The organism is Cryobacterium sp. Y50 (genome assembly GCF_002929805.1).
GTDB lineage: Bacteria > Actinomycetota > Actinomycetes > Actinomycetales > Microbacteriaceae > Cryobacterium.
This window is the reverse complement of sequence record NZ_PJJM01000073.1, coordinates 28,346-47,374: the sequence shown is the minus strand read 5'-3', so window position 1 is coordinate 47,374 and position 19,029 is coordinate 28,346. Positions and strand designations below refer to the sequence as shown.

The 19,029-nt window shown below is 61.2% G+C and carries 16 protein-coding genes; 4 read left to right on the top strand and 12 right to left on the bottom strand.

Annotation, left to right across the window (positions count from 1 at the left end; translation table 11 throughout):
- Window positions 1–175 precede the first annotated feature (175 nt).
- The 9 genes from CXY73_RS23455 to CXY73_RS04555 form a co-directional block, all read right to left on the bottom strand.
- Window positions 176–328, bottom strand: coding sequence for a hypothetical protein (locus tag CXY73_RS23455; RefSeq protein WP_199184144.1), 153 nt, complete (start codon window positions 326–328; stop codon window positions 176–178).
- Between the two features lie 277 nt (window positions 329–605).
- Window positions 606–1,253 (bottom strand): 3-oxoacid CoA-transferase subunit B, encoded by a 648-nt coding sequence (locus tag CXY73_RS04590; protein WP_104176978.1) that lies wholly within the window; start codon window positions 1,251–1,253, stop codon window positions 606–608.
- Window positions 1,250–1,999: a 3-oxoacid CoA-transferase subunit A gene (locus tag CXY73_RS04585; RefSeq protein WP_104176977.1), complete on the bottom strand. Its 750-nt coding sequence runs from the start codon at window positions 1,997–1,999 to the stop codon at window positions 1,250–1,252. Before CXY73_RS04585 ends, CXY73_RS04590 begins: the two co-directional genes overlap by 4 nt.
- A gap of 134 nt (window positions 2,000–2,133) precedes the next feature.
- The gene (gene accC, locus CXY73_RS04580; RefSeq protein ID WP_104176976.1) at window positions 2,134–3,498 is read right to left on the bottom strand and encodes an acetyl-CoA carboxylase biotin carboxylase subunit; all 1,365 of its coding nucleotides are present in this window, start codon (window positions 3,496–3,498) and stop codon (window positions 2,134–2,136) included.
- Window positions 3,491–4,015 (bottom strand): acetyl-CoA carboxylase biotin carboxyl carrier protein, encoded by a 525-nt coding sequence (accB, locus tag CXY73_RS04575; RefSeq protein WP_199184146.1) that lies wholly within the window; start codon window positions 4,013–4,015, stop codon window positions 3,491–3,493. Before accB ends, accC begins: the two co-directional genes overlap by 8 nt.
- Window positions 4,005–5,546: a pyruvate carboxylase subunit B gene (locus CXY73_RS04570; protein ID WP_104133937.1), complete on the bottom strand. Its 1,542-nt coding sequence runs from the start codon at window positions 5,544–5,546 to the stop codon at window positions 4,005–4,007. Before CXY73_RS04570 ends, accB begins: the two co-directional genes overlap by 11 nt.
- Before the next feature lie 134 nt (window positions 5,547–5,680).
- On the bottom strand, window positions 5,681–8,221 hold the full coding sequence (locus CXY73_RS04565) for an ATP-binding cassette domain-containing protein (protein WP_158254027.1): 2,541 nt from the start codon (window positions 8,219–8,221) through the stop codon (window positions 5,681–5,683).
- 113 nt (window positions 8,222–8,334) lie between these two features.
- On the bottom strand, window positions 8,335–9,597 hold the full coding sequence (locus CXY73_RS04560; protein WP_146071626.1) for a substrate-binding domain-containing protein: 1,263 nt from the start codon (window positions 9,595–9,597) through the stop codon (window positions 8,335–8,337).
- A 47-nt stretch (window positions 9,598–9,644) separates the two neighbouring features.
- Window positions 9,645–10,688 (bottom strand): ABC transporter permease, encoded by a 1,044-nt coding sequence (locus tag CXY73_RS04555; RefSeq protein WP_146071625.1) that lies wholly within the window; start codon window positions 10,686–10,688, stop codon window positions 9,645–9,647.
- 290 nt (window positions 10,689–10,978) lie between these two features.
- Between CXY73_RS04555 and CXY73_RS04550 the strand changes: the two genes are divergently transcribed.
- Window positions 10,979–12,796, top strand: a complete 1,818-nt coding sequence (locus CXY73_RS04550) for a sigma-54-dependent Fis family transcriptional regulator (RefSeq protein ID WP_158252948.1) — start codon at window positions 10,979–10,981, stop codon at window positions 12,794–12,796.
- 80 nt (window positions 12,797–12,876) lie between these two features.
- Here CXY73_RS04550 and CXY73_RS04545 read toward each other — a convergent pair whose 3' ends face one another.
- Complete coding sequence (locus CXY73_RS04545) at window positions 12,877–13,131, bottom strand: hypothetical protein (RefSeq protein WP_146071624.1); 255 nt, start codon at window positions 13,129–13,131, stop codon at window positions 12,877–12,879.
- Between the two features lie 181 nt (window positions 13,132–13,312).
- Entirely contained in the window at window positions 13,313–14,098 is a 786-nt protein-coding gene (locus CXY73_RS04540) for an N-acyl homoserine lactonase family protein (RefSeq protein WP_104134074.1), read from the bottom strand.
- Window positions 14,099–14,358: 260 nt separating this feature from the next.
- Between CXY73_RS04540 and CXY73_RS04535 the strand changes: the two genes are divergently transcribed.
- Genes CXY73_RS04535 through CXY73_RS04525 form a run of 3 tightly spaced genes read left to right on the top strand, consistent with a single transcriptional unit; the run spans window position 14,359 to window position 17,728 of the window.
- Window positions 14,359–15,447 (top strand): zinc-binding dehydrogenase, encoded by a 1,089-nt coding sequence (locus tag CXY73_RS04535; protein ID WP_104176973.1) that lies wholly within the window; start codon window positions 14,359–14,361, stop codon window positions 15,445–15,447.
- A 24-nt stretch (window positions 15,448–15,471) separates the two neighbouring features.
- A complete protein-coding gene (locus CXY73_RS04530) occupies window positions 15,472–16,932 on the top strand; it encodes an NAD-dependent succinate-semialdehyde dehydrogenase (protein ID WP_104134072.1) in 1,461 nt (486 codons plus the stop codon).
- Between the two features lie 34 nt (window positions 16,933–16,966).
- Complete coding sequence (locus CXY73_RS04525; protein WP_104134071.1) at window positions 16,967–17,728, top strand: SDR family NAD(P)-dependent oxidoreductase; 762 nt, start codon at window positions 16,967–16,969, stop codon at window positions 17,726–17,728.
- Window positions 17,729–17,791: 63 nt separating this feature from the next.
- On the opposite strand, the gene CXY73_RS04520 is transcribed toward CXY73_RS04525, so the two are convergent.
- Window positions 17,792–19,027 (bottom strand): alkene reductase, encoded by a 1,236-nt coding sequence (locus tag CXY73_RS04520; protein ID WP_104134070.1) that lies wholly within the window; start codon window positions 19,025–19,027, stop codon window positions 17,792–17,794.
- Window positions 19,028–19,029 lie beyond the last annotated feature (2 nt).

Here is a 19,029-nt window from a genome sequence, read left to right as displayed (position 1 = left end):
GATGACCGCCGCCGCCAGGTCGGACGGCGCGACCGTTTTGAAGGCGCCGCCGAACCGGCCGATCGGGGTGCGCAGCGGCTCACAAATGACGACCTGGCGCAGTGTGGTGGGTCTCATATGGGGTCTCCGTCATCGTTCATAAGGGTCGGGGATGCAGTCGACAGGATTCGGGCAGTCATTCGGAACCGCCGATCAGTGTCGTGATGATGGCCAGCGGCGTGAGCACGAGCGGAGTCGTCTCGGTCGCCTTCTGCACCGCGTCGACAGTGATGCCGGTGTTGTCGCGGATGCTCTCGTCACGCTCGACCGGGAGGCCGGGAATCTGCACGATCTCGTCGTCGTAGATTTCGGTGCCCAGGCCTTCGTGAGCGCGGGGTTGGTCATGTGCCAGCCGATCGAGGTGTTCCAGAGGGTCTGGTTGCTGACAGTTTGGTTGACGGCCGCCAGCCAGGGCCTGAGCGGCTTCTCGACTACGAACAGTGCTCGGCCCATCGACTCGACGCCGCCAGCGAGGACGATGCCAGCGGCGTCGAGACGGACCGCGGAGAGGGAGCCTCCGTAACGGCCGAAGGGGGTGCGCACGGTGTCGTAAACGAGGCTCGCGGTCATTCCAGTCCTGAGTATTGGAGGTGGAGGCCGGTGAGCTTTTCGAGCACCTCGACGGTGTTGTCACCGAACAGATCGCGCACTCGGAAGCCGTCGGGGGTCACGTCGAATACAGCGTGGTCGGTGTATATGCGGGAGACGCAGCCGACGCCGGTGAGCGGATAGGTGCACGCGGTTACGAGTTTCGACTCCCCCGACTTCGCGAGCAGGTCGGTCATGACGAAGACTTCTTTCGCGCCGCTCGCGAGATCCATCGCCCCGCCGACCGCTGGGATAGCATCGGGTGCACCGGTCGACCAATTCGCGAGGTCTCCGTGCTGCGAGATTTGGAACGCACCGAGCACGCAGATGTCGAGATGGCCACCGCGCATCATCCCGAATGAGTCGGCGTGGTGGAAGTAAGCCGCACCGGGAAGAGCAGTCACGGGTTGTTTGCCTGCGTTGATCAGATCCGGATCGATTCGACCAAGTGCGGGCGCGGCTCCCATGCCGAGCAGTCCGTTCTCGGTGTGCAGGAAGATTTCGATGTCGTCGGGCAGGTAGTTCGCCACGAGGGTCGGCGCGCCGATGCCGAGGTTGACGTACGCGCCGTCCGGGATGTCGGCGGCGATGCGCTGAGCGACCTCTTCACGGCTGATGCCGGTCATCGGACCGCCCCCGTCTCCACGTTGACAGGCTCACCTTCGACGTCGACACCGCCCACGAATTCGCCATCTTGGACCCACCGACGCGAGCCCACGGCCACGACACGGTCGACGAAGATGCCCGGTGTCACAACGGATTCCGGATCGAGCGCACCAAGGTCGACGATCTCGTCGACCTGCACGACGGTGGTGGTTGCTCCCGCCGCCATGATCGGACCGAAGTTACGGGCGGTTTCGCGGTAGACGAGGTTGCCCCAGCGATCTCCGCGGTAGGCGGAGATTAGTGCGAAGTCGGCCTTGATCGGGTACTCCAGCACATGTCGGCGGCCTGCGATGGTGCGCTCCTCCTTGCCATCGGCGAGCTGGGTGCCGACCCCGGTCGGGCTAAAGAACGCACCGATCCCGGCCCCGCCCGCCCTGATGCGCTCAGCGAGATTGCCCTGCGGCACGAGCTCAAGCTCGATGCCACCCGCCCGGTAAAGACCATCGAACACCCAGGAGTCGTGCTGGCGCGGGAACGAGCAGACGATACGGCGCACCCGCCCCTTTCCGAGCAGCGCAGCCAGGCCCGTGTCGCCGTTTCCCGCGTTGTTGCTCACGATTGTGAGGTCTCGGGCACCCTGCTCAATGAGAGCGTTGATGAGTTCCACCGGCTGACCGGCCCTGCCGAATCCACCGATCATCACCGTCGCCCCGTCAGGCACGCCCTCAACGGCCCGCGCAACATCGGCCACTGTCTTGTCGACCACGCGCTCAGCCCTGGTTCATGGAATCAACGGCAATGACGTCGAAGGATCGGGTCCGATATGCGCGTCGGATGATCCGATCGGAACAGACCCGGCAGTGAATCACGGTGGTCAAGGACATGACCTCTCCTTGAGGTTTAGAGTGTGGGGACGGGGGAAAGAAGTTCGGTGACGAAAGCGGTGTTGAAGTCACCGTTCTGGAACTTCTCGGTTTCGAGGATCTTCTTATGGAACGCAGCAGTGGTGATAATGCCGTCGACCACGAGCTCCTCGAGGGCACGGATAGTCCGTGCAATAGCCTCATCCCGGTCGTTGCCCCAGCAGATGAGCTTGCCGATCATGGAGTCGTAGAACGGCGGTATGACGTATCCGGACTCGATGTGGGTGTCGATGCGGATGCCGAACCCACCTGGGGCGCGAAAGTTCGTGATCGTGCCCGGGCCCGGGGCGAAGTTGTTGTCGGGGTCCTCCGCGTTGATGCGGCACTCAATGGCGTGGCCGCGGATGACGATATCGTCCTGTGTCAGCTCCAAAAGCTGACCGCCCGCGATCTGAAGTTGGAGTTTGATGAGGTCAATGCCGGTGACCATCTCGGACACGGGGTGCTCAACCTGGATTCGGGTGTTCATCTCGATGAAGTAGTACGTGCGCTCGATGTTGTCGAAAACGAACTCGACCGTGCCGGCGTTCCGGTATCCGACTTCGTGGCACAGGGCGACCGCGGCCGCGGCCAGGCTCTGCCGGAGCTCGGCGTCGAGCACCGGCGATGGCGACTCTTCGATCAGCTTCTGGTTGCGTCGTTGCGTGGTGCAGTCTCGCTCGCCCAGGTGCAACGCGGTGATCCCGTCCGAGACCACCTGAATCTCGATGTGCCGGATGTCGGTCAGGTACCGCTCGAGGTAGACCGAGGGGTCGCCGAAAGCGACTTCAGCCTCCGACATGATCTCCGCCAAATCCTTTTCCAGCGTCGCGGCCTCTTCCACGACGCGCATGCCTCGTCCACCGCCGCCGGCCGCCGCCTTGATGAGGAGGGGATAACCCACCTCGCTCGCCACGGTCAGCGCTTCACTGTAGTCCGCGATCGCGCCCACGGAGCCGGGCACGGTCGGTACGCCGGCCCGGCGGGCGATCTTCTTGGCCTCGATCTTGTCGCCCATCCGGCGGATGACATCTGCCGTAGGTCCGATGAAGACCACGCCTTCTTTTTCGCACATCGCGGCAAAGTCGGCATTCTCGGAGAGGAAGCCGTAGCCGGGGTGGATCGCGTCGACCTTATAGGCCAGCGCCGCGCCGATGACGGCGTGGGCATTGCGATAGCTCGACTTCGCCTGCGCCGGCCCGATGCAGACCGCCTGATCGGCCAGCTTCACCGGCAAGGAGCTCGCGTCAGCCTCCGAATAGGCGAGCACACTACGGATGCCCAGCTCCTTGCACGCCCGGATAATGCGCAACGCGATCTCGCCGCGGTTAGCAATCAGGACGCTTCTTAGCAGCTCAGCCATTGCGTCTGATCACCAGCAGCGGCTGACCGTACTCGACCGCCTGCTCGTCGTCGACCAGGATCTGAGTAACGATGCCCGCGAACTGCGCCTCGATCGTGCTCATAAGCTTCATGACCTCCACAATGCAGAGCACAGTGCCGACCACAACGCTGTCGCCAACCTGCACGAATGCGGAAGCACCGGGCTTCGGCGCTGCGTAGTAGGTGCCTACCATCGGTGCTTTAATATGCACCTCATCGACCGCTAAGTCTGTGGCAGGTGACGGAGCACTCGCAACGGGAGCGCTCACGACCGAGGTCGGGGTCATAGCGGATGCACTCACCGCAGCTGGCGAGAGTGCTGACGCTAGAACGGGTGCCGGTGCCACGACGGCCGGTCTGCCAGCCACCTGCCGGTCACGCGAGATGAACAGCTCCACCTCGCCAAACTTGATCGATAGCTCGCGCACGTCGTCAGTCAGGTTTACCCAGTCGACGAGTTTCTGGAGTTCTTTGATATCGGGCGGGTTAAGCGACATTTTCATTCTCTCCTTGGGTGAGGCTGATCTGTAGGCCTTCGAATTTCAGCGCCTGCGTGCCGGTCGAGCTTGTCTGATAGAGCGATTTGACCAGGCCCAGGATCGGTCCGTAGATCTCGTCAGGATTTCCACCCGCAGCCACGGTCCTCTTCATCTCGTCAACCTGCGTGCCCGCGAACATCGCGCGCAACAGCAGCAAATCGATTCCCTCGTCGGGGTAGCGTTCCCGAAGATCCGGCAGCATCGGCTCGATCAGGGACGGCTCGAGCGCGATGGTGGACGAGCCGTTAGCGATGATCTTCTCGCGCAGCTCCGGATCGATAGGGGCCAGCAAGGCCCCGTAATAGCCAAGAACGTACTTCTTGACCTCGTTCGGCACCACTGAGTAACGCTCACCGGAGATCACGTTCATCACAGCCTGCGTACCGACGAACTGCGCGAACGGGGTAATCATGATCGGGAATGCCAATTCGGCGCGCACCCGGGCAACCTCCAGCAGCAGCTCATCGAAACGATCCGACAAGCCAGCCGTTGCTAGTTGGGAGTGAAAGTTCGACAGCATGCCACCGGGGGTCTGGTGCAGATAGTGCAAGCCGTTGTAGGCGACAGCATGGCCGACCGGCTTACCCTCAGCCTCCGCGATAGCCGTCAGCTGTGCGCTGATGGTCTCGATCCGCTCGTCGTCAACGTTGACCGTGTAGCCCAGCGCCCGCAGGTCGCGCACGACGCCCTGCGTCGCTGGCTGCGCGGCGCCGTTGGCCATCGGCGCGATAGACGTGTGCAGCGCGTCGGCACCCAGCTCCACCGCCTCCAGATAGACCAGTGGAGCCAGTCCAGTCAGGCAGTGACTGTGGATCTCGAGCGACCGGTCGCCCATGACCGCCTTGAGGGCGGGCACTAGGGAGCGGATGCGATCAGGCGTCAGGAGACCGCCAGCGTCCTTCAGCATGATGGCGTCGACATCAGCTTTTTCGATCAGCTCGATCGCCTTAGCGACGAAGAGCTCATCAGTGTGCACCGGACTCTCACTGAACGAAACCGCCCCGAAGGTGGAAGCACCGAGCTCTTTCGCCCGGATCAGACCTGGAACGATGTTGTCGATGTCATTAAGTCCGTCGAACGAGCCGATCACGCGGAAGCCGTTGGCGTACAGGCTCTCCACCCAAGCCATGATGACATCGTCGGCCAAGAAATCGAACGAGGCGATGTTCTTGGAACGGATCAGGGCCCGGAATGTGGTGTTCGGTGCATGCTGGTGAGCCAACCGCACCCGCTCCCAAGGATCTTCCTTGAGATAGCGCACCGCCACGTCGAACTGGATCGGCGCCACCAGATCCACCTGCTCGAAACCGACCTTGTCGAAGTCACTCGCCATCGAGACGATGTGCTCCGTGCGCATCCGCGTCGCCCACAGACTCTGATGCGCATCCCGCAACGTCGTATCAATGATCTTGATCTCACGACGGCTATTCGCCGGCCGCCCCCCCAGACTCATCACAGAGGCGATCGATTCACGCTTATTCGTCAACATACATCCGACTCCTTATTCTTCGTTAAAAAAGGGACTTAGCGATATTTTGATCGCGGCCTTGCCCGCGAGACGATGGGCACACACTTCATCTTGTTCGTTCATGTTTTGAGCTCAACCTCCCACCGAGCAGACGCTCAGCGATGGCGGACAAACGCTTTGGTGAAGGACACCCTCGTCTTCAACGGCAGCACGTAAGTGACTAGGGCTATGAGTGTGATCCCGCCTATGAACAGCAGGTTCGCGCCCTGCGAAATGCGCAGCACAGTGGCCAAAGTCATCAGCATCGCCAACATGATCGAGCCGAGCAACGCTCCGACGAGCGTTCCGCGTCCACCAAGCAGGCTCGCACCGCCGATCACGGGTGCTGCGATCGCTAGAAGCGTATAGATCTCTCCAACCGAGGCGTCACCGATGCCTATTTGGCCAGCGAGGAACACGCCGCCGAGCGCAGCGAGCATTCCGCAAAGCATGTAGGCACCGGCGCGAATTGCCGTTGCTTGTATTCCAAGTCGGTTGGCGTAGATCCCATTAAGCCCGACTGCGCGAACGCGCAGTCCTAGGCCGGTGCGCCGCAGTAAAATGTCGCCAACGATGACAGCAACGATCAACCCAAGCAGGGCGACTGGGAGGATTCCAACACTCCGCATCAGTACAGTCATCAGCTCGTACCCGATCGCCCCGCCCGGTGTGGGCCGCAAGCTCAGGGCGATACCGGTCACGATCCCCATGGTCGCAATGGTTGCGATTACTGCAGAGAGTTTCATCTTCTCGACGAGCCACGCATTGATGAGACCGACCAGAACGCCGAGTCCCAGTGCCGCTGCTACAGCCACGAAGAAAGACTGGAAGATGTCCCCCGATTGGACCAGATATGACACGGTCACGACACTGAGACTCATCGTGGCCCCCACAGAGACATCGATGCCTCCCACAAGCAGCACGAAGTACTGCGCGATAGCGACCGCAGCTAGGGGGGTAGCAATGAGCAGCACGTTTCGCAGGCTTAACCCACTCAAGAATGTGGGGTTCTGGATAGCAGCTAGAACGCCAATCGTCACTATGAGCAGAGCGAGCACTCCCAGACGGATCGTTTCCTCATTCCTCACCCACTTGGGCAGCTTCGAGCCACCGGTCCCTTCAGCGCGCAGGGATACGGTGAACGGTGCTAGACCGGTATCGATGACCCTGGAATCGACTGCGAAAGCGCCCACGATACTCTCCTCATCAGACCCTGCGCCCGGCATGTCCGCGGTAATGCGCCCGCGCGACATGACGATGATCCTGTCAGCGACACCGGCCAACTCCGAAGCATCCGAACTCACGAGAACGACGGCGTTGCCCGCATCCGCGCATGCGCGGAGCATTCGATAGATCTCCATTCGAGAGCGCACATCAACACCTTGAGTAGGCTCGTCGATGAGGAAAACCTTGGGCTCGGTGGCGAGAGCGCGGCTGATCGCGATCTTCTGCTGATTGCCACCAGATAGCGAGCTGGGTAAGTGGGACGGACTTCCCAGACGAATTCCGAAGTCCTTAGTCTGGTTTCTAACGAACCGCCGCTCGGCAGTGCCACTCACGATGCCTGCCGTAGAGATTTTGCGCAGCACGCCAGCGGTCATATTCTCTTTGATTGTCAGGGATTGGAAGAGCGATTCCTGCTTGCGGTCTCCACTGAGAAAGACGATTCCATCGCGCGCGGCCTGGCGATAATTGGACAAGGATTTGCCGAGCGACGTGACAACGCCCCCTGAGATCCCGAGCGTAGCCAGCCCTCGCAGTAGCTGCCCCTGGCCATTGCCGTCTGCCCCCGCGATGCCCAAGATCTGACCTGCACGGAGCGTGAGGCTCAGAGGCCCGAATTTGTCGCCCGCGAGGCTCTCAGCATGTAGCAGTTCTGTTGCATTGGGGTCAAGTTCCTCGCGGTTTGGGAACTCTGTGTCGACGCTGGTACCCGCCATGAGCTCGACTACGTGTTCTGGTGAGACCTCGGCGGCGGGATATGTGCCGACGAATCGACCGTCGCGGAGGATCGATATGGCGTCTGCGACGCGGAAGACCTCGGAAAGCCGATGGGTTACGAAGAGCACGCCGGATCCGTGGGCAGCGGCGCGACGCATCAGCTCGAGCACTCGATCCACGCCGCTCGCATCGAGGGCCGATGTGGCCTCGTCGAGCAGAAGGAGACGGGGTCGCGCCATCACTGCTCGGACAATTTCAAGGAGCTGACGATCGCCGGGGGCGAGGGCGGCCACCTTCAGATTAGGGTCGAGCTCGAGGTCATAGTCGGCCAGTCGGCCCTTCGCCCAAGAGAAGATATCCTTATACTTTGGCCGCTGCGCCGCGGGTGTACCCACATACAGATTCTGAGCCACGGTCAGCGAGGCCAGAAGTGACCCGTCCTGGAATACGGTCAGCACACCGGCGGACTGAGACTCAATGGGCTGATGTTTTGTCAACCTCTGATCAGCGACAGTCACTGTGCCCGTGTTTGGAATAACCGTGCCACTCAAAATGCCCACGAGCGTCGATTTGCCCGACCCGTTCTCGCCGACCAAAGCGCGTATCTCGCCGACCTGAACTGTGAGGGACATCTCACTGAGGGCTTTGACTGGTCCGTACTGCTTGCTGACTGCGGTGGTCTCGAGTGCGAGTTCAGCGAGTCGCAACTCAGACACCGTCATATCTTTGATCGAGTTTGTCATCGGAAACTTCCGGGTTTGAGGTCCTATAGGGAGGTTCGGGTGTGGGGTGCCGCGGCGAGATGCACCCCACACCCTACGGGTCGCTGTTACTTCAGCATCCCGCTCATGACGTCTTCAGGGATCAGCGCGCTCCACCCCGGGAAATCACCGGGTAGGTCCGCCTCATAGACGCCCGCTTTGGCCTTGATGATCGGCAACGGCAGGGGAGTCCGATCCGGAACGTCCTCACCTGCCAGGATGCTCATCGCGTTGGTGAGCGCGAGACGTGCCTGATTGACGAGGGCGTTCGTGTAGTAGAGATCAAACTCTTTGGCGGTGCCCGCACGCTCCTCCCAGATGCCGAAGAGTTCGTTCATCTCGGTCCACGTGAGAATCGAAGGAACCTGCACGCCGGCCTGGTCGTAAGCGCTGATGAGCTGCGGGATTGGATCGGCGTATGTGTTGAGGACGGCCTTCGCTGGCACGCCCGACGCGATAAGCGCGGCAGCCGCGCTAGCTACGCCGGGGCGAGACCAGTCAGTGTCCTGCTGAAATCCGATCGTCGGGCCGTCTAACTTCGTGAGGGACTCCTGAAGGCACCCGGTCACCAGGGTGTCCTGAGGATTCCCGGGCGTTCCGAACAGGAACGCGAGTTCGTTGGTGCTGGTGAGGCCGAGGTCGTTCACCATCACGTTGCTCATACCCGTGCCAGCGTCGCACGCCTGAGCGTAAACTTGATTATTGATAACCGAGCCGTCGACATCCGGTGTCTCACCCGTGTAAGTGGCGATGACCGCTCCCGCTGCTTGCGCCTCCGTGAATACGGGTGCCATCGCGGCGCCGAACGCGTTGTAGCCGATGATGATGTTGGCACCGTCAGCAGCGAGGCTTCGCACGGCGGCCTGCGCTGACGGCAGGTCAGCCACGAACGAATATGAGATCTTGCCGACCTCAGGATACGTGAGTGCCTGCAGGATGACGTCCATAACGGCCGTCGTCTGCCACAGATTATCGACCGCGTTGAAGATGCCGATGTGCACCGGACCGTCGCCGATCGTACACTCCGGCTTCTTCCAGCAGTCGAGGGCAGTCTGGATCTGGTCAGGCGTCAACTCGAGCGTGGCCCGAGCGAAACCCTCTACGGCCTCGTCCGGGAGGCCGGCCATGGGAGTGTCAACGCCGAAGGCGAGGTTGACGAGTTCCTGAACCTGTGCCTCATCGTACTCGAAGTCGGTATTTACCTGGATGGCGGTGCCAGCGCCGTTGCCGCCGGTGTCGGACGAGCTACAGCCGGCCATCAGCATTGTGAATGCGGCTGCCGCAGCGCCGAGCATCATTGCTCGGCGGTGCAATCGGGAATTAGGTGCCATTAGTTTCCTCTTATTTCTCTTTATTGGGATTTTTGGTCGCAGAACGATCACGCTTGTTGAAGTGCAGCCTCGTCTGGCTCCGCTGGGACCTTGACGCCGCCCGACGTCTTCATCGTCCGAGGCCGCATAAGCAGGCCAACCCCAGCGAGGCCAAGTGCCAGCACTAGGCCCTGGACGAGAGTCCGTGCTCCTGTCGAGAAGCCCATGACCGCCAGGCCGTGGTCGAGCAGGATAATGAAGGTCGCGCCGAGAGAGGTCGCAAAAGGACCCACTCGACCACCCGTGAGCACTGCACCGCCGAGGACCACGACGATGATGCTGGAGAGCAGGTAAGGCCCACCGGACGACATGTCGGGCGAGGCTATCTGGCCGGCGAGCAGGACGCCACCGACCCCACCGATGAGAGAGGCTATGATCCACGCGGAGACGCGCAGGGCAAGGTAGCGGATGCCGAGCAGCTCACTCGCGCGCATCGAGGCGCTTGCCAGTACGAGCCGGCGCCCAGTCGTGATTCGCCGCACAAAGACAAGAATCAACACGGCGAACGCGACCGCTACGACGAGGATGAAGCTGACGCTGAAAATGTTGCCCTGTGCCCACGAGGAGAGCAGGGGCGGGACCTTGGTCTGTAGCGCACCCTCGCGGTAGATGATGGTCGCTCCCAACACCAGTTGCCCGGTTGCCAAGGTGGTCACCAAGGCGTTGAGCCCCATCACCTCGACGAGAAGTCCATTCACTACTCCGACGATGAGGCAGACCATCGCCGCGACGAGAAATGCCTTCGGCAGCATCTCGTTCTGCCCACCCGACTCTCTCAGCATGATGATGCCCATCGCGGTAACGACAGAGGGAAGGCTCAAATCAATCCCGCCTGTGCCGATTACAAATGCTTGGGCGAGACCAATTATCACCATGACTCCGAGCAAGGGCGTCAACGTGGCGAGCGTGCGTGGCTCGAAGAGATTCTGCCCTGCGGCGAGTTGGAGAAACAGGATCAGCAGAACATTGGCGATCAAAATCACCATCAACGGCGTCCATTCAAACTGGAACCGCCTGGGTGTGGCCATCTCTTGCGCGTTCGGTTGTGACACTCGGCGTCCCTTCTCTTTATGACATTCCGCTCAAGACCGCAGAGAGCATTCGATCCGGCAGACGAATGATCGAGTCTTGTGGTGTACGTCCGAGAATCTTCTCCCGCGCCGCAAGGGCTCAGCGGGTGCTGTGTCAAATCGAGACACCGCGGCCTCGCAGAAACTGAACGAGTGGAGAATATATCGAGACGGCAGACCTCTCCCCCCCCAAATGGGTAGTCTAATAAGTCATTCGCGACGAAGCGAAGCAATTGATCCCAAAGATGTGTTCAAGTGTCAGGAGTACCGCAATGCGTTCAACCCCCCGTCTCGACGACGTCCGGGATATGTTTCTCAGCGATGGCAAACTTGACAGCCGGATGGAACAGCTCGTTCGACCAGTCGTCCTCGATTCTTGGAAACGGTCTCGCCTGCTCGGAGTAGCCGATGATCGCTCTGTGCGGCTCCCATTTGAATCCCCCATTGTGAGCGACTCGGTGTTGCTCCGCGCTGCGCGGCCCATCCTTGCGCGACTCGCCGACGAGCTCGACATGGATCACGCCAGCCTGCTGATCGCCGACCGCCATTCGCGCATTCTGCAGACCTGGAACTCCAATGGTAAGTTCGCCCGGCGAATGGAGGGTATCGGCTCAGTAGCTGGCCACTCCGGCGCGGAGGAAGTTGTCGGTACAAACGGCATCGGAACCCCCGCCACCGACAGGCGAGCGAGCATGATCGTCGGAGCAGAGCACCTCGCGGAAGCCCTCACCGATTTCGCCTGCGTCGGCGCCCCGATCCACGACCCGGTCACGCGCCGATCACAAGGCGTTGTGACTCTTACGGGCCTCGTCGAGGACGCCAGCCCGATCCTCCCCGGCCTCATCAACCAAGCGGCGCGAGAGGTGGGGCGGCAGCTACTGAACCTCTCGAGCATGCGCGAGCGCGTGCTTTTCGACTCCTTCCTCGTCGCCTCCCGGCAGGGTAGGCCGATGGCAGTCGTCGGCGGAGACATACTGATGGAGAACCCCGCCGCGAGCGAATACCTGCATCACATCGACAAGACGACACTATGGCTGATGGTCTCCGAAGCTATTTCAGTGCACCGTCCCAAGCGCACAATCCACATCGAAACCGAGACCGCAATCACGGAGTTGGCCTGTTCCGCCGTCGTATTCGACGACGAAGTGATCGGCGCGATCATTGAAGTGGTCAACCAGAAGAACCACACCGTTCCGCTCACGGACCTGCCGCCCAAGCGAACTCGAGAGTCCTGGGCCCCGCTGTCAGAATCCCTTCCCGGCACAAGTCGACCGTGGGTCTATGCGCGGGAGCAGGCGGAATCGGCCATGCGTGCGTCGCTTCCCGTCGTCGTCTTCGGCGCGAGCGGCACAGGAAAATTCACGCTGCTCCGGCACATGTTCGACCGTGTCGCGCCTGGTCAAAAGCCAATGGTCTGCGACGGTCAGGAATCCTTGAATTACACAGAGGCGTGGCTGACCGATCTGCGCGCGGCGCTTGAGGGTTCCACACCGGTGATTCTGCGTCACATCGACGCACTCGACAACGAGACCGCCCAGCGGGTGGCCGACAGCCTGTCGGCCAATCCTTCGCTCCTGGAGCGCGCCCTCGTGATGGGCACCGCGAGCGCACAAGGATCCAAAGAGCAATCGGCAGGTCATCAGTCGCTGCTGGACGTGCTCGCGGTGGGGAGAATCGATATGCCAAACCTCCGTGAGCGCAAGCAGGACATGCGCATTTTGTTGCGCAATTTCGAGCGCAAGTACGCCTCTAGCCTCAACATTACGTACACGCCAGGGGCGTATGCCGCGCTCTCGAGGGCTCCCTGGCCGGGCAACTTGCGGCAGCTCGAGGCTGTTATGCGCGGCGTCCTAACCCTCGGTCGTCGCAGTGAGGTCACGAGCGACCAGCTGCCGCCCGCCATCGCGAGCTACGCGCGACGTCGGGACCTCACGATGCTCGAGCAACTCGAAGTGGACGGTATTGTCAACGCGCTGATCCGGTGCGACGGCAACAAGGTGCTCGCTGCCGAGATGCTCGGAATCTCCCGATCCACCCTCTACCGCAAGATAAGTGGCTACAAGCTCGACGAAGAGCGGCTCTTCGTCTGACACGGTCCAGGCTCCGCCCGTGAGTGAAGCGTATCGACCGCATACCGCCGAGTGACGGCGCGGCCCGTTATACGCTTCACTCACGCAGCGCTGGCGTCCCCCTCGGCGGGTTCGTGAGCGCTCACGCCGTGACGGTGATTGTGTGTGATGGCGTCGTCCATTGTGGGAGTCTTGAACGCAGCGGCCTTCTCCTGTCGGGTGAACTCGGCATCGAGGGCTCGGTTGTCGCCACGGTACCGCGCGATCCACGCTCTGCCGGCCGTTTCGGACATGTGGCAGAGCCCGGGGACGTCGGGATTCGCCGCGCACATCGACGGCGTAGTCTTCTTTGGCACGGCTGAAGGCTGCGGCTCCGGCCTGCGCGAGATCATCCCCACCGGCGACCATCTACGTTGGCTTATCCCTCCGCACGCCGCACAGTCGCGTTTCGGTGGTGCAGGCACGTCGACAAATGCCTCGTGGACGACGCCGCACTCTGCACATCGGTAGTCGACGAGGATCGCCATGATCGACCGCCTACTCGTAAAAGCCTGGAGCGTGAGCGAATTCGGCCCAATCGTCAGGGTCGTGGCTAATCCATACCGTGGCGTCGAGGGACTCCTTGAGATACTTGAGGCGCCGCAAAGAACGCAGGGCCCCCGTCGTGTCGGCGTCGATGGGGAAGTGGTATTCCTGCTCCATAGCCGCGCGCAAATGGATCGCATCTCCAGTAAGGATGAACGTACGCGACTTTAGGTGCACAATCAGGCTCACCTCGCCAGGAGTATGACCGGGAGTCGCGAGGATGGTGACCGCACCGTCCCCAAACACGTCGAAGTCGCCAGAGACTTCACGCACGTCGAGGCGACGGATGACGTCAAGCACCTCTTCGCGGTAAACGAACTTCTGAATCGGGTCCGGCCAGTTGGCGTATCGAAGCTCACCATCGCCGAAATAGTGTTTGGCCTCAGGAAACAGGAAGAGGCCGCCTGTGTGGTCGAAGTGTCCGTGAGAGGAGACCACATGCGTGATGTCAGAGGCCTTATAACCGATCGCCTGGAGTTGTCGGTCGAGGCGCTGGTCGGCGGTCCCACCGATTCTCAGGTTCGCGGCAAGGTCAGCACCGTACACTTTTTCCGGATCCTCGATGGCATCGGGATGCAGACCCGTGTCAAAGAGCACGAGACCTTTCGGGTGCTCAATCAAAAATGACGGCACCGGGATGGTGATCTCGCCACTGGTGCCATAAAGCAGAGTCTCGGACTGGACCGTGAGTGTCGGCGAGTCCAAGGCCCATAGCCTGCGTGCGTGTCCATTATTCATTCCGCTTCGATCCTTCCGCGTGCAATACGTCCTCGTATCCAGTCAGTCTGCTATCGAAAGTCGATTCGGCCGTGTCCTATCTTGGGTCAGCCCTCTCGCATACAGGATTCAACTTTTTTGTCCGACCTTCATTCCGCGTCTGGGAACGATAACTGTACCGAACTAGGACAACTGAGCACTCGGCACCCGACCTAAGCTCGGGGCGACGGCGCCGCCGCTTGAGCACGTCGTTGGTATTCATTTATGCAAAGGAGCGCCAGGTGCAGGGCAAAGTGGCAGCAATCGTTGGACCGGGCGAGTTCGCGGTAAAACAATACGAAGTCCCCGAACCAGCCGCGGGGGCGCTCGTCCTCAAAGTGCGGCGGGCGAACGTGTGCGGATCCGACATTCACCACTTCCACTTTCATAGTCCCGCGCTACGAGAAGCCGCCCTCGGTCACGAATTCATTGGTGAGGTAGTCTCACTGGGCGCTGGAGTCACACACGACAACGCGGGCATGCCCGTCCACGTCGGCGATCGAATTGTCCCCGTCTATTACGTCACCTGCCGTCGCTGCGAGCACTGCCTGCGGGGCGAGTTCAGCATGTGTACTAACGCACTCCGCGAGTGGTCCAAGAATCCCGATGTCGCACCGCATTTCTTCGGAGGTTTTGGAACCCATTATTACGTGAATGAGGACCAGCACTTCTACAAGGTGCCAGACGAACTCGACGACCGGATCGTGGCAGGTGCGAACTGCGGCCTTGCGCAAATGCTTTTCGCACTCGATCGCACAAGGCTCTCGGCGGGGTCCACAATCGTCATTCAGGGTGCCGGCGGTCTTGGTCTGTACGCTGCCGCCGTTGCGAAGGAGCGCGGAGCGCGGGTCATAATCATCGAAGGCGTGCCCGACCGCATCGCGCTCGCAAAGCGTTTCGGTGCCGACGAAGTCGTGGACATGGCGGTACACACCACGATGGAGGGACGCGTAGCTCGTCTTCAGAAGCTCACAGGCGGTATCGGCCCGGATATCGTGCTTGAGGTTACCGGTGTCTCCGCGGCTTTTCCTGAATCCCTCGTTCTCGCCCGTGTCGGGGGTGAGGTGGTCTCAGTGGGCAACCTCAACGTCGGCGAAGGGTTCGAGGTCTCGCTGTCACCCGGGATTATTACGCGCAAGAACCTGCGGTTGTACGGCGTGCTCCGTTACGACCCCTGGTACCTACATCGTGCTCTTGAGTTCCTCAAGCGCACACGCGATCGCTTTCCCTTCGAGTCGCTCACCATGCAAGCCTATCGATTCGAAGATTTAGGCGACGCCATCCGCGATGGGGAATCGCGCAGCGTGGCCCGCGCTTCAATCGTTTTCTGACAAGTAAAAAAGAAGGAATCTAAGATGGCTGAATACCTCACCAAACTATTCATCGATGGATCTTGGCAGGACGCGATCTCCGGGGAGACGTTCGCTGTGATCAACCCCGCCGATGGCAGCGAACTCGTGCGGATCGCGGATGCGAACGCCGAGGACATGCTCAAGGCGATCGACAGCGCCCAGAAGGCACAGGCTGGCTGGGCGGCGACACCTGCCCTGGAGCGCTCGCGTATCCTCCGGAAGGCCGCGGAGATTGCCCGCGCCGACATCGACCGGCTCGCGCACGTCCTCACGATGGAACAGGGTAAACCCCTAGCCCAGGCTCTCGGAGAGATCACCTACGGTCTAGACTTCATCGAATGGTTCGCTGAAGAAGCGCGGAGAACATACGGAACGACCGTTCCGTCGACGGGCCCCGACAAGCGAATCGTAGCGATCAAGCAGGCCACGGGAGTGAGCGTTGCGATTACGCCGTGGAACTTCCCCGCCCTCCAGATCCTGCGCAAGCTCGGCGCTGCCCTTGCCGCCGGGTGTGCAATGATCGTGAAACCGGCCGCCCTAACTCCGCTGTCTGCCCTCGAGATCGGCAAGTACTTCGCTGAGGCGGGACTGCCCGACGGCGTGCTGCAGGTCGTTACCAGCTCACGAGCATCGCGCGTGAGTGAGGCGATCATGTCAGACAGCCGCGTGCGAGTCGTCTCATTCACTGGCTCGACCGAAGTTGGCAAGGTCCTTATGCGCGAGGGTTCCACCACCATGAAGCGCCTCGCGCTCGAGCTCGGTGGACACGCGCCCTTCATCGTCTTTGAAGATGCAGACCTCGATCATGCACTCGAGCAACTGATCTCCGTCAAGATGCGGAACATGGGACAGACATGCGTCTCCGCCAACCGCATCTTCGTTCAGCGCTCCATCGCCGAGGAGTTCACACGTCGCGTCGTCGAACGACTCTCTTCGATGAAGGTCGGCTTTGGCACGGAATCAGATGTCGAAGTCGGTCCACTGATCAACGCTGGCGCCGTCGATAAGGTTGAGTCACACGTTGCCGATGCGATCGCGAACGGTGCGACGGTCGCCGCAGGCGGCAAACGCCCGTCTGGCGCCGCTCTCGCCAACGGTCACTTCTATGAGCCCACTGTGCTCACTGGGGTCACAGACGAGATGATCATCGCGCGCGACGAGACTTTCGGGCCAGTTGCGCCAATCTTCGAGTTCGATACCGAGGAGGAGGTCATCGAACGGGCGAACAATTCGCCTTTCGGGCTCGCCGCCTACTTCTTTACCCGCGATGTCAACCGTCTGGTCCGGGTCTCGGAGGCTCTCGAATATGGCACCGTCGGGGCGAATGACGGAAGCATTTCAGCTGTGCAGGCGCCGTTCGGTGGTGTGAAGGAAAGCGGCATCGGCCGCGAGGGCGGTCACTGGGGGATGGATGATTACATGGACATCAAGTACATCTCGCTCGCGGGTCTGACCCGGCCTTGACCGAAAGCTCATCGAAGAGGAACCGGAGAAACAAATGACAAGCAAGCTTTTCAAAAGGACCGCCGTCGTGACCGGAGCGGGATCAGGTATAGGACGCGCGATTGCGGCTCGCTTCGCGCTCGAGGGCGCGACCGTCGCCGTGCTCGACCTCAACATCGAGGCTGCGCAAGCAACGGTGGAGCAAATCATGGAATCCGGTGGCACGGGCTTCGCCGTCGAGGTCGATGTTTCCGACGGTGACTCTGTCGCAGCGGCCGCACAGCGAACCATCGAGGAGCTGGACCGGATCGACATCTTGGTCAACAACGCGGGGATCCTCGACGGCTACGCCCCGTTGCTCGACACGAGCGAAGAGCTCTGGGATCGCATCATTGGTGTCGACCTGAAGAGTTTCTTTCTTGTCACGAAGTCATTTCTCCCCACTATGCTCGACGGGGGCGGGGGCACGGTCGTGAACATGGCCTCGATCGCCGGGCTCGTCGCCCGGGGAGGCGGGGTTGCCTATACCTCAGCGAAGCACGGCGCCATCGGCTTCACGAAGCAGATGGCCGCCGATTACGGCAAGCAGGGTATTCGGGTGAACGCGATCTGTCCGGGGGCAGTGGAAACGGGCATGACGAAGGCAATTCTTGAGGAGGGCGAAGCGGCCGTCATCGAGTCGATCAATGCGGTACCGGCTGGACGTCACGCCCAGCCCGAGGAGATTGCCAACCTGGCGCTTTTCTTGGCGAGCGACGACTCCGCCTTCGTCCATGGCGCTGCATACGTCATCGATGGCGGCTGGACGATCGTCTAGCTCAAACACGAACAGCGGCTCCCCCCTAAAAGGAGGGAGCCGCTGTTTTCGTATGGCAGTCCGCTACGCGTCCTGAATCCGTCGGTAGCGCGAAATTGCCCACGCCGCCTCCCATTCGGGGTAGGGAGTAGTTCCGGAGAAATTGGTAACCCGCACACTCGACTCCAACTCCTCGATCGATCGCTGCCCGCTTTCGAGTTCGCGCAGCAGTTGCTCGGCAGCCAGCGAGGGCCAATCGACGTAACCGGCGTCATCCGCCGTATAGAAGGTGGGCGGGTGTGGTGGGGTAAGCGCCGCACTGTCGCGAAGCCGTTTGGGGAGGTCGGGGTTGGAGGTGAATAGTCGACCAAAGGCAACGGCATCAAGGCGCCCGTCCGCCAGAGCGGCACGAGCAGAGTCTGCAGTATAGCGCCCCGCAGCGATGAGGCGGCCTGTATAGCGCGCCCGCACCCAAGCCGAATCGATGCCGTCGGCGTGACTTCTGTGGGATTCGGACCCCGAAATGCCGGGCTCGACCAAATGGAGGAAGGCTAGGTCGAATTTAGCCACGACCTCCAGCACTCGGGCCCAGAGTTCGTTTGGAGCAGAATCATGCATACTCTGGAACATGCTCGAAGGCGATATTCGAAGTCCCACCCGTGATGCGCCGATCGCGCCGGTGACCGCTTCGAGCACCTCGCGCAGGAACAAAGTTCTTGCCTCGACGGAGCCGCCATAGCGGTCCGTGCGCTTGTTGGTGCCGTCCTGTAGGAACTCGTCGATGAGGTAACCGTTCGCGCCGTGCAACTCGACGCCGTCGAAGCCCGCGTCTAAAGCCTTGGTCGCCGCGGCGGCGTAATCTGCCACCACGCGCGGGATTTCGTCCGTATCAAGAGCTCGCGGCACCGCCGACGGAATCATCTCGCCGTCGAGCTCTCGATCTTTCTCAATGGCTATGGCCGACGGAGCGACCGCATGTTCGCCATTGGTTTGCAGCCGGGGATGCGACGCTCGACCTGTATGCCACAACTGCGCCACAATGAGTCCCCCTTGAACGTGCACCGCCTCGGTGACGTCTCGCCAGGCTTCGACCTGGTCCTCCGTCCACAGGCCAGGAAGCCGCCGATCACCTATGCCCTCGCGTGAGATGCAAGTGCCTTCGCTGATGATCAGCCCCGCACCAGCACGTTGTGCGTAATATAGCGGTGCGCTCTTCGATGGTACGGCTTGGGCGTTTGCTCGACGCCGGGTCAGCGGCGCAAGAATGATCCGGTTGCGGAGCTCGAGGTCGCCAAGCTTAATAGGGGTGAACAGACTCATTT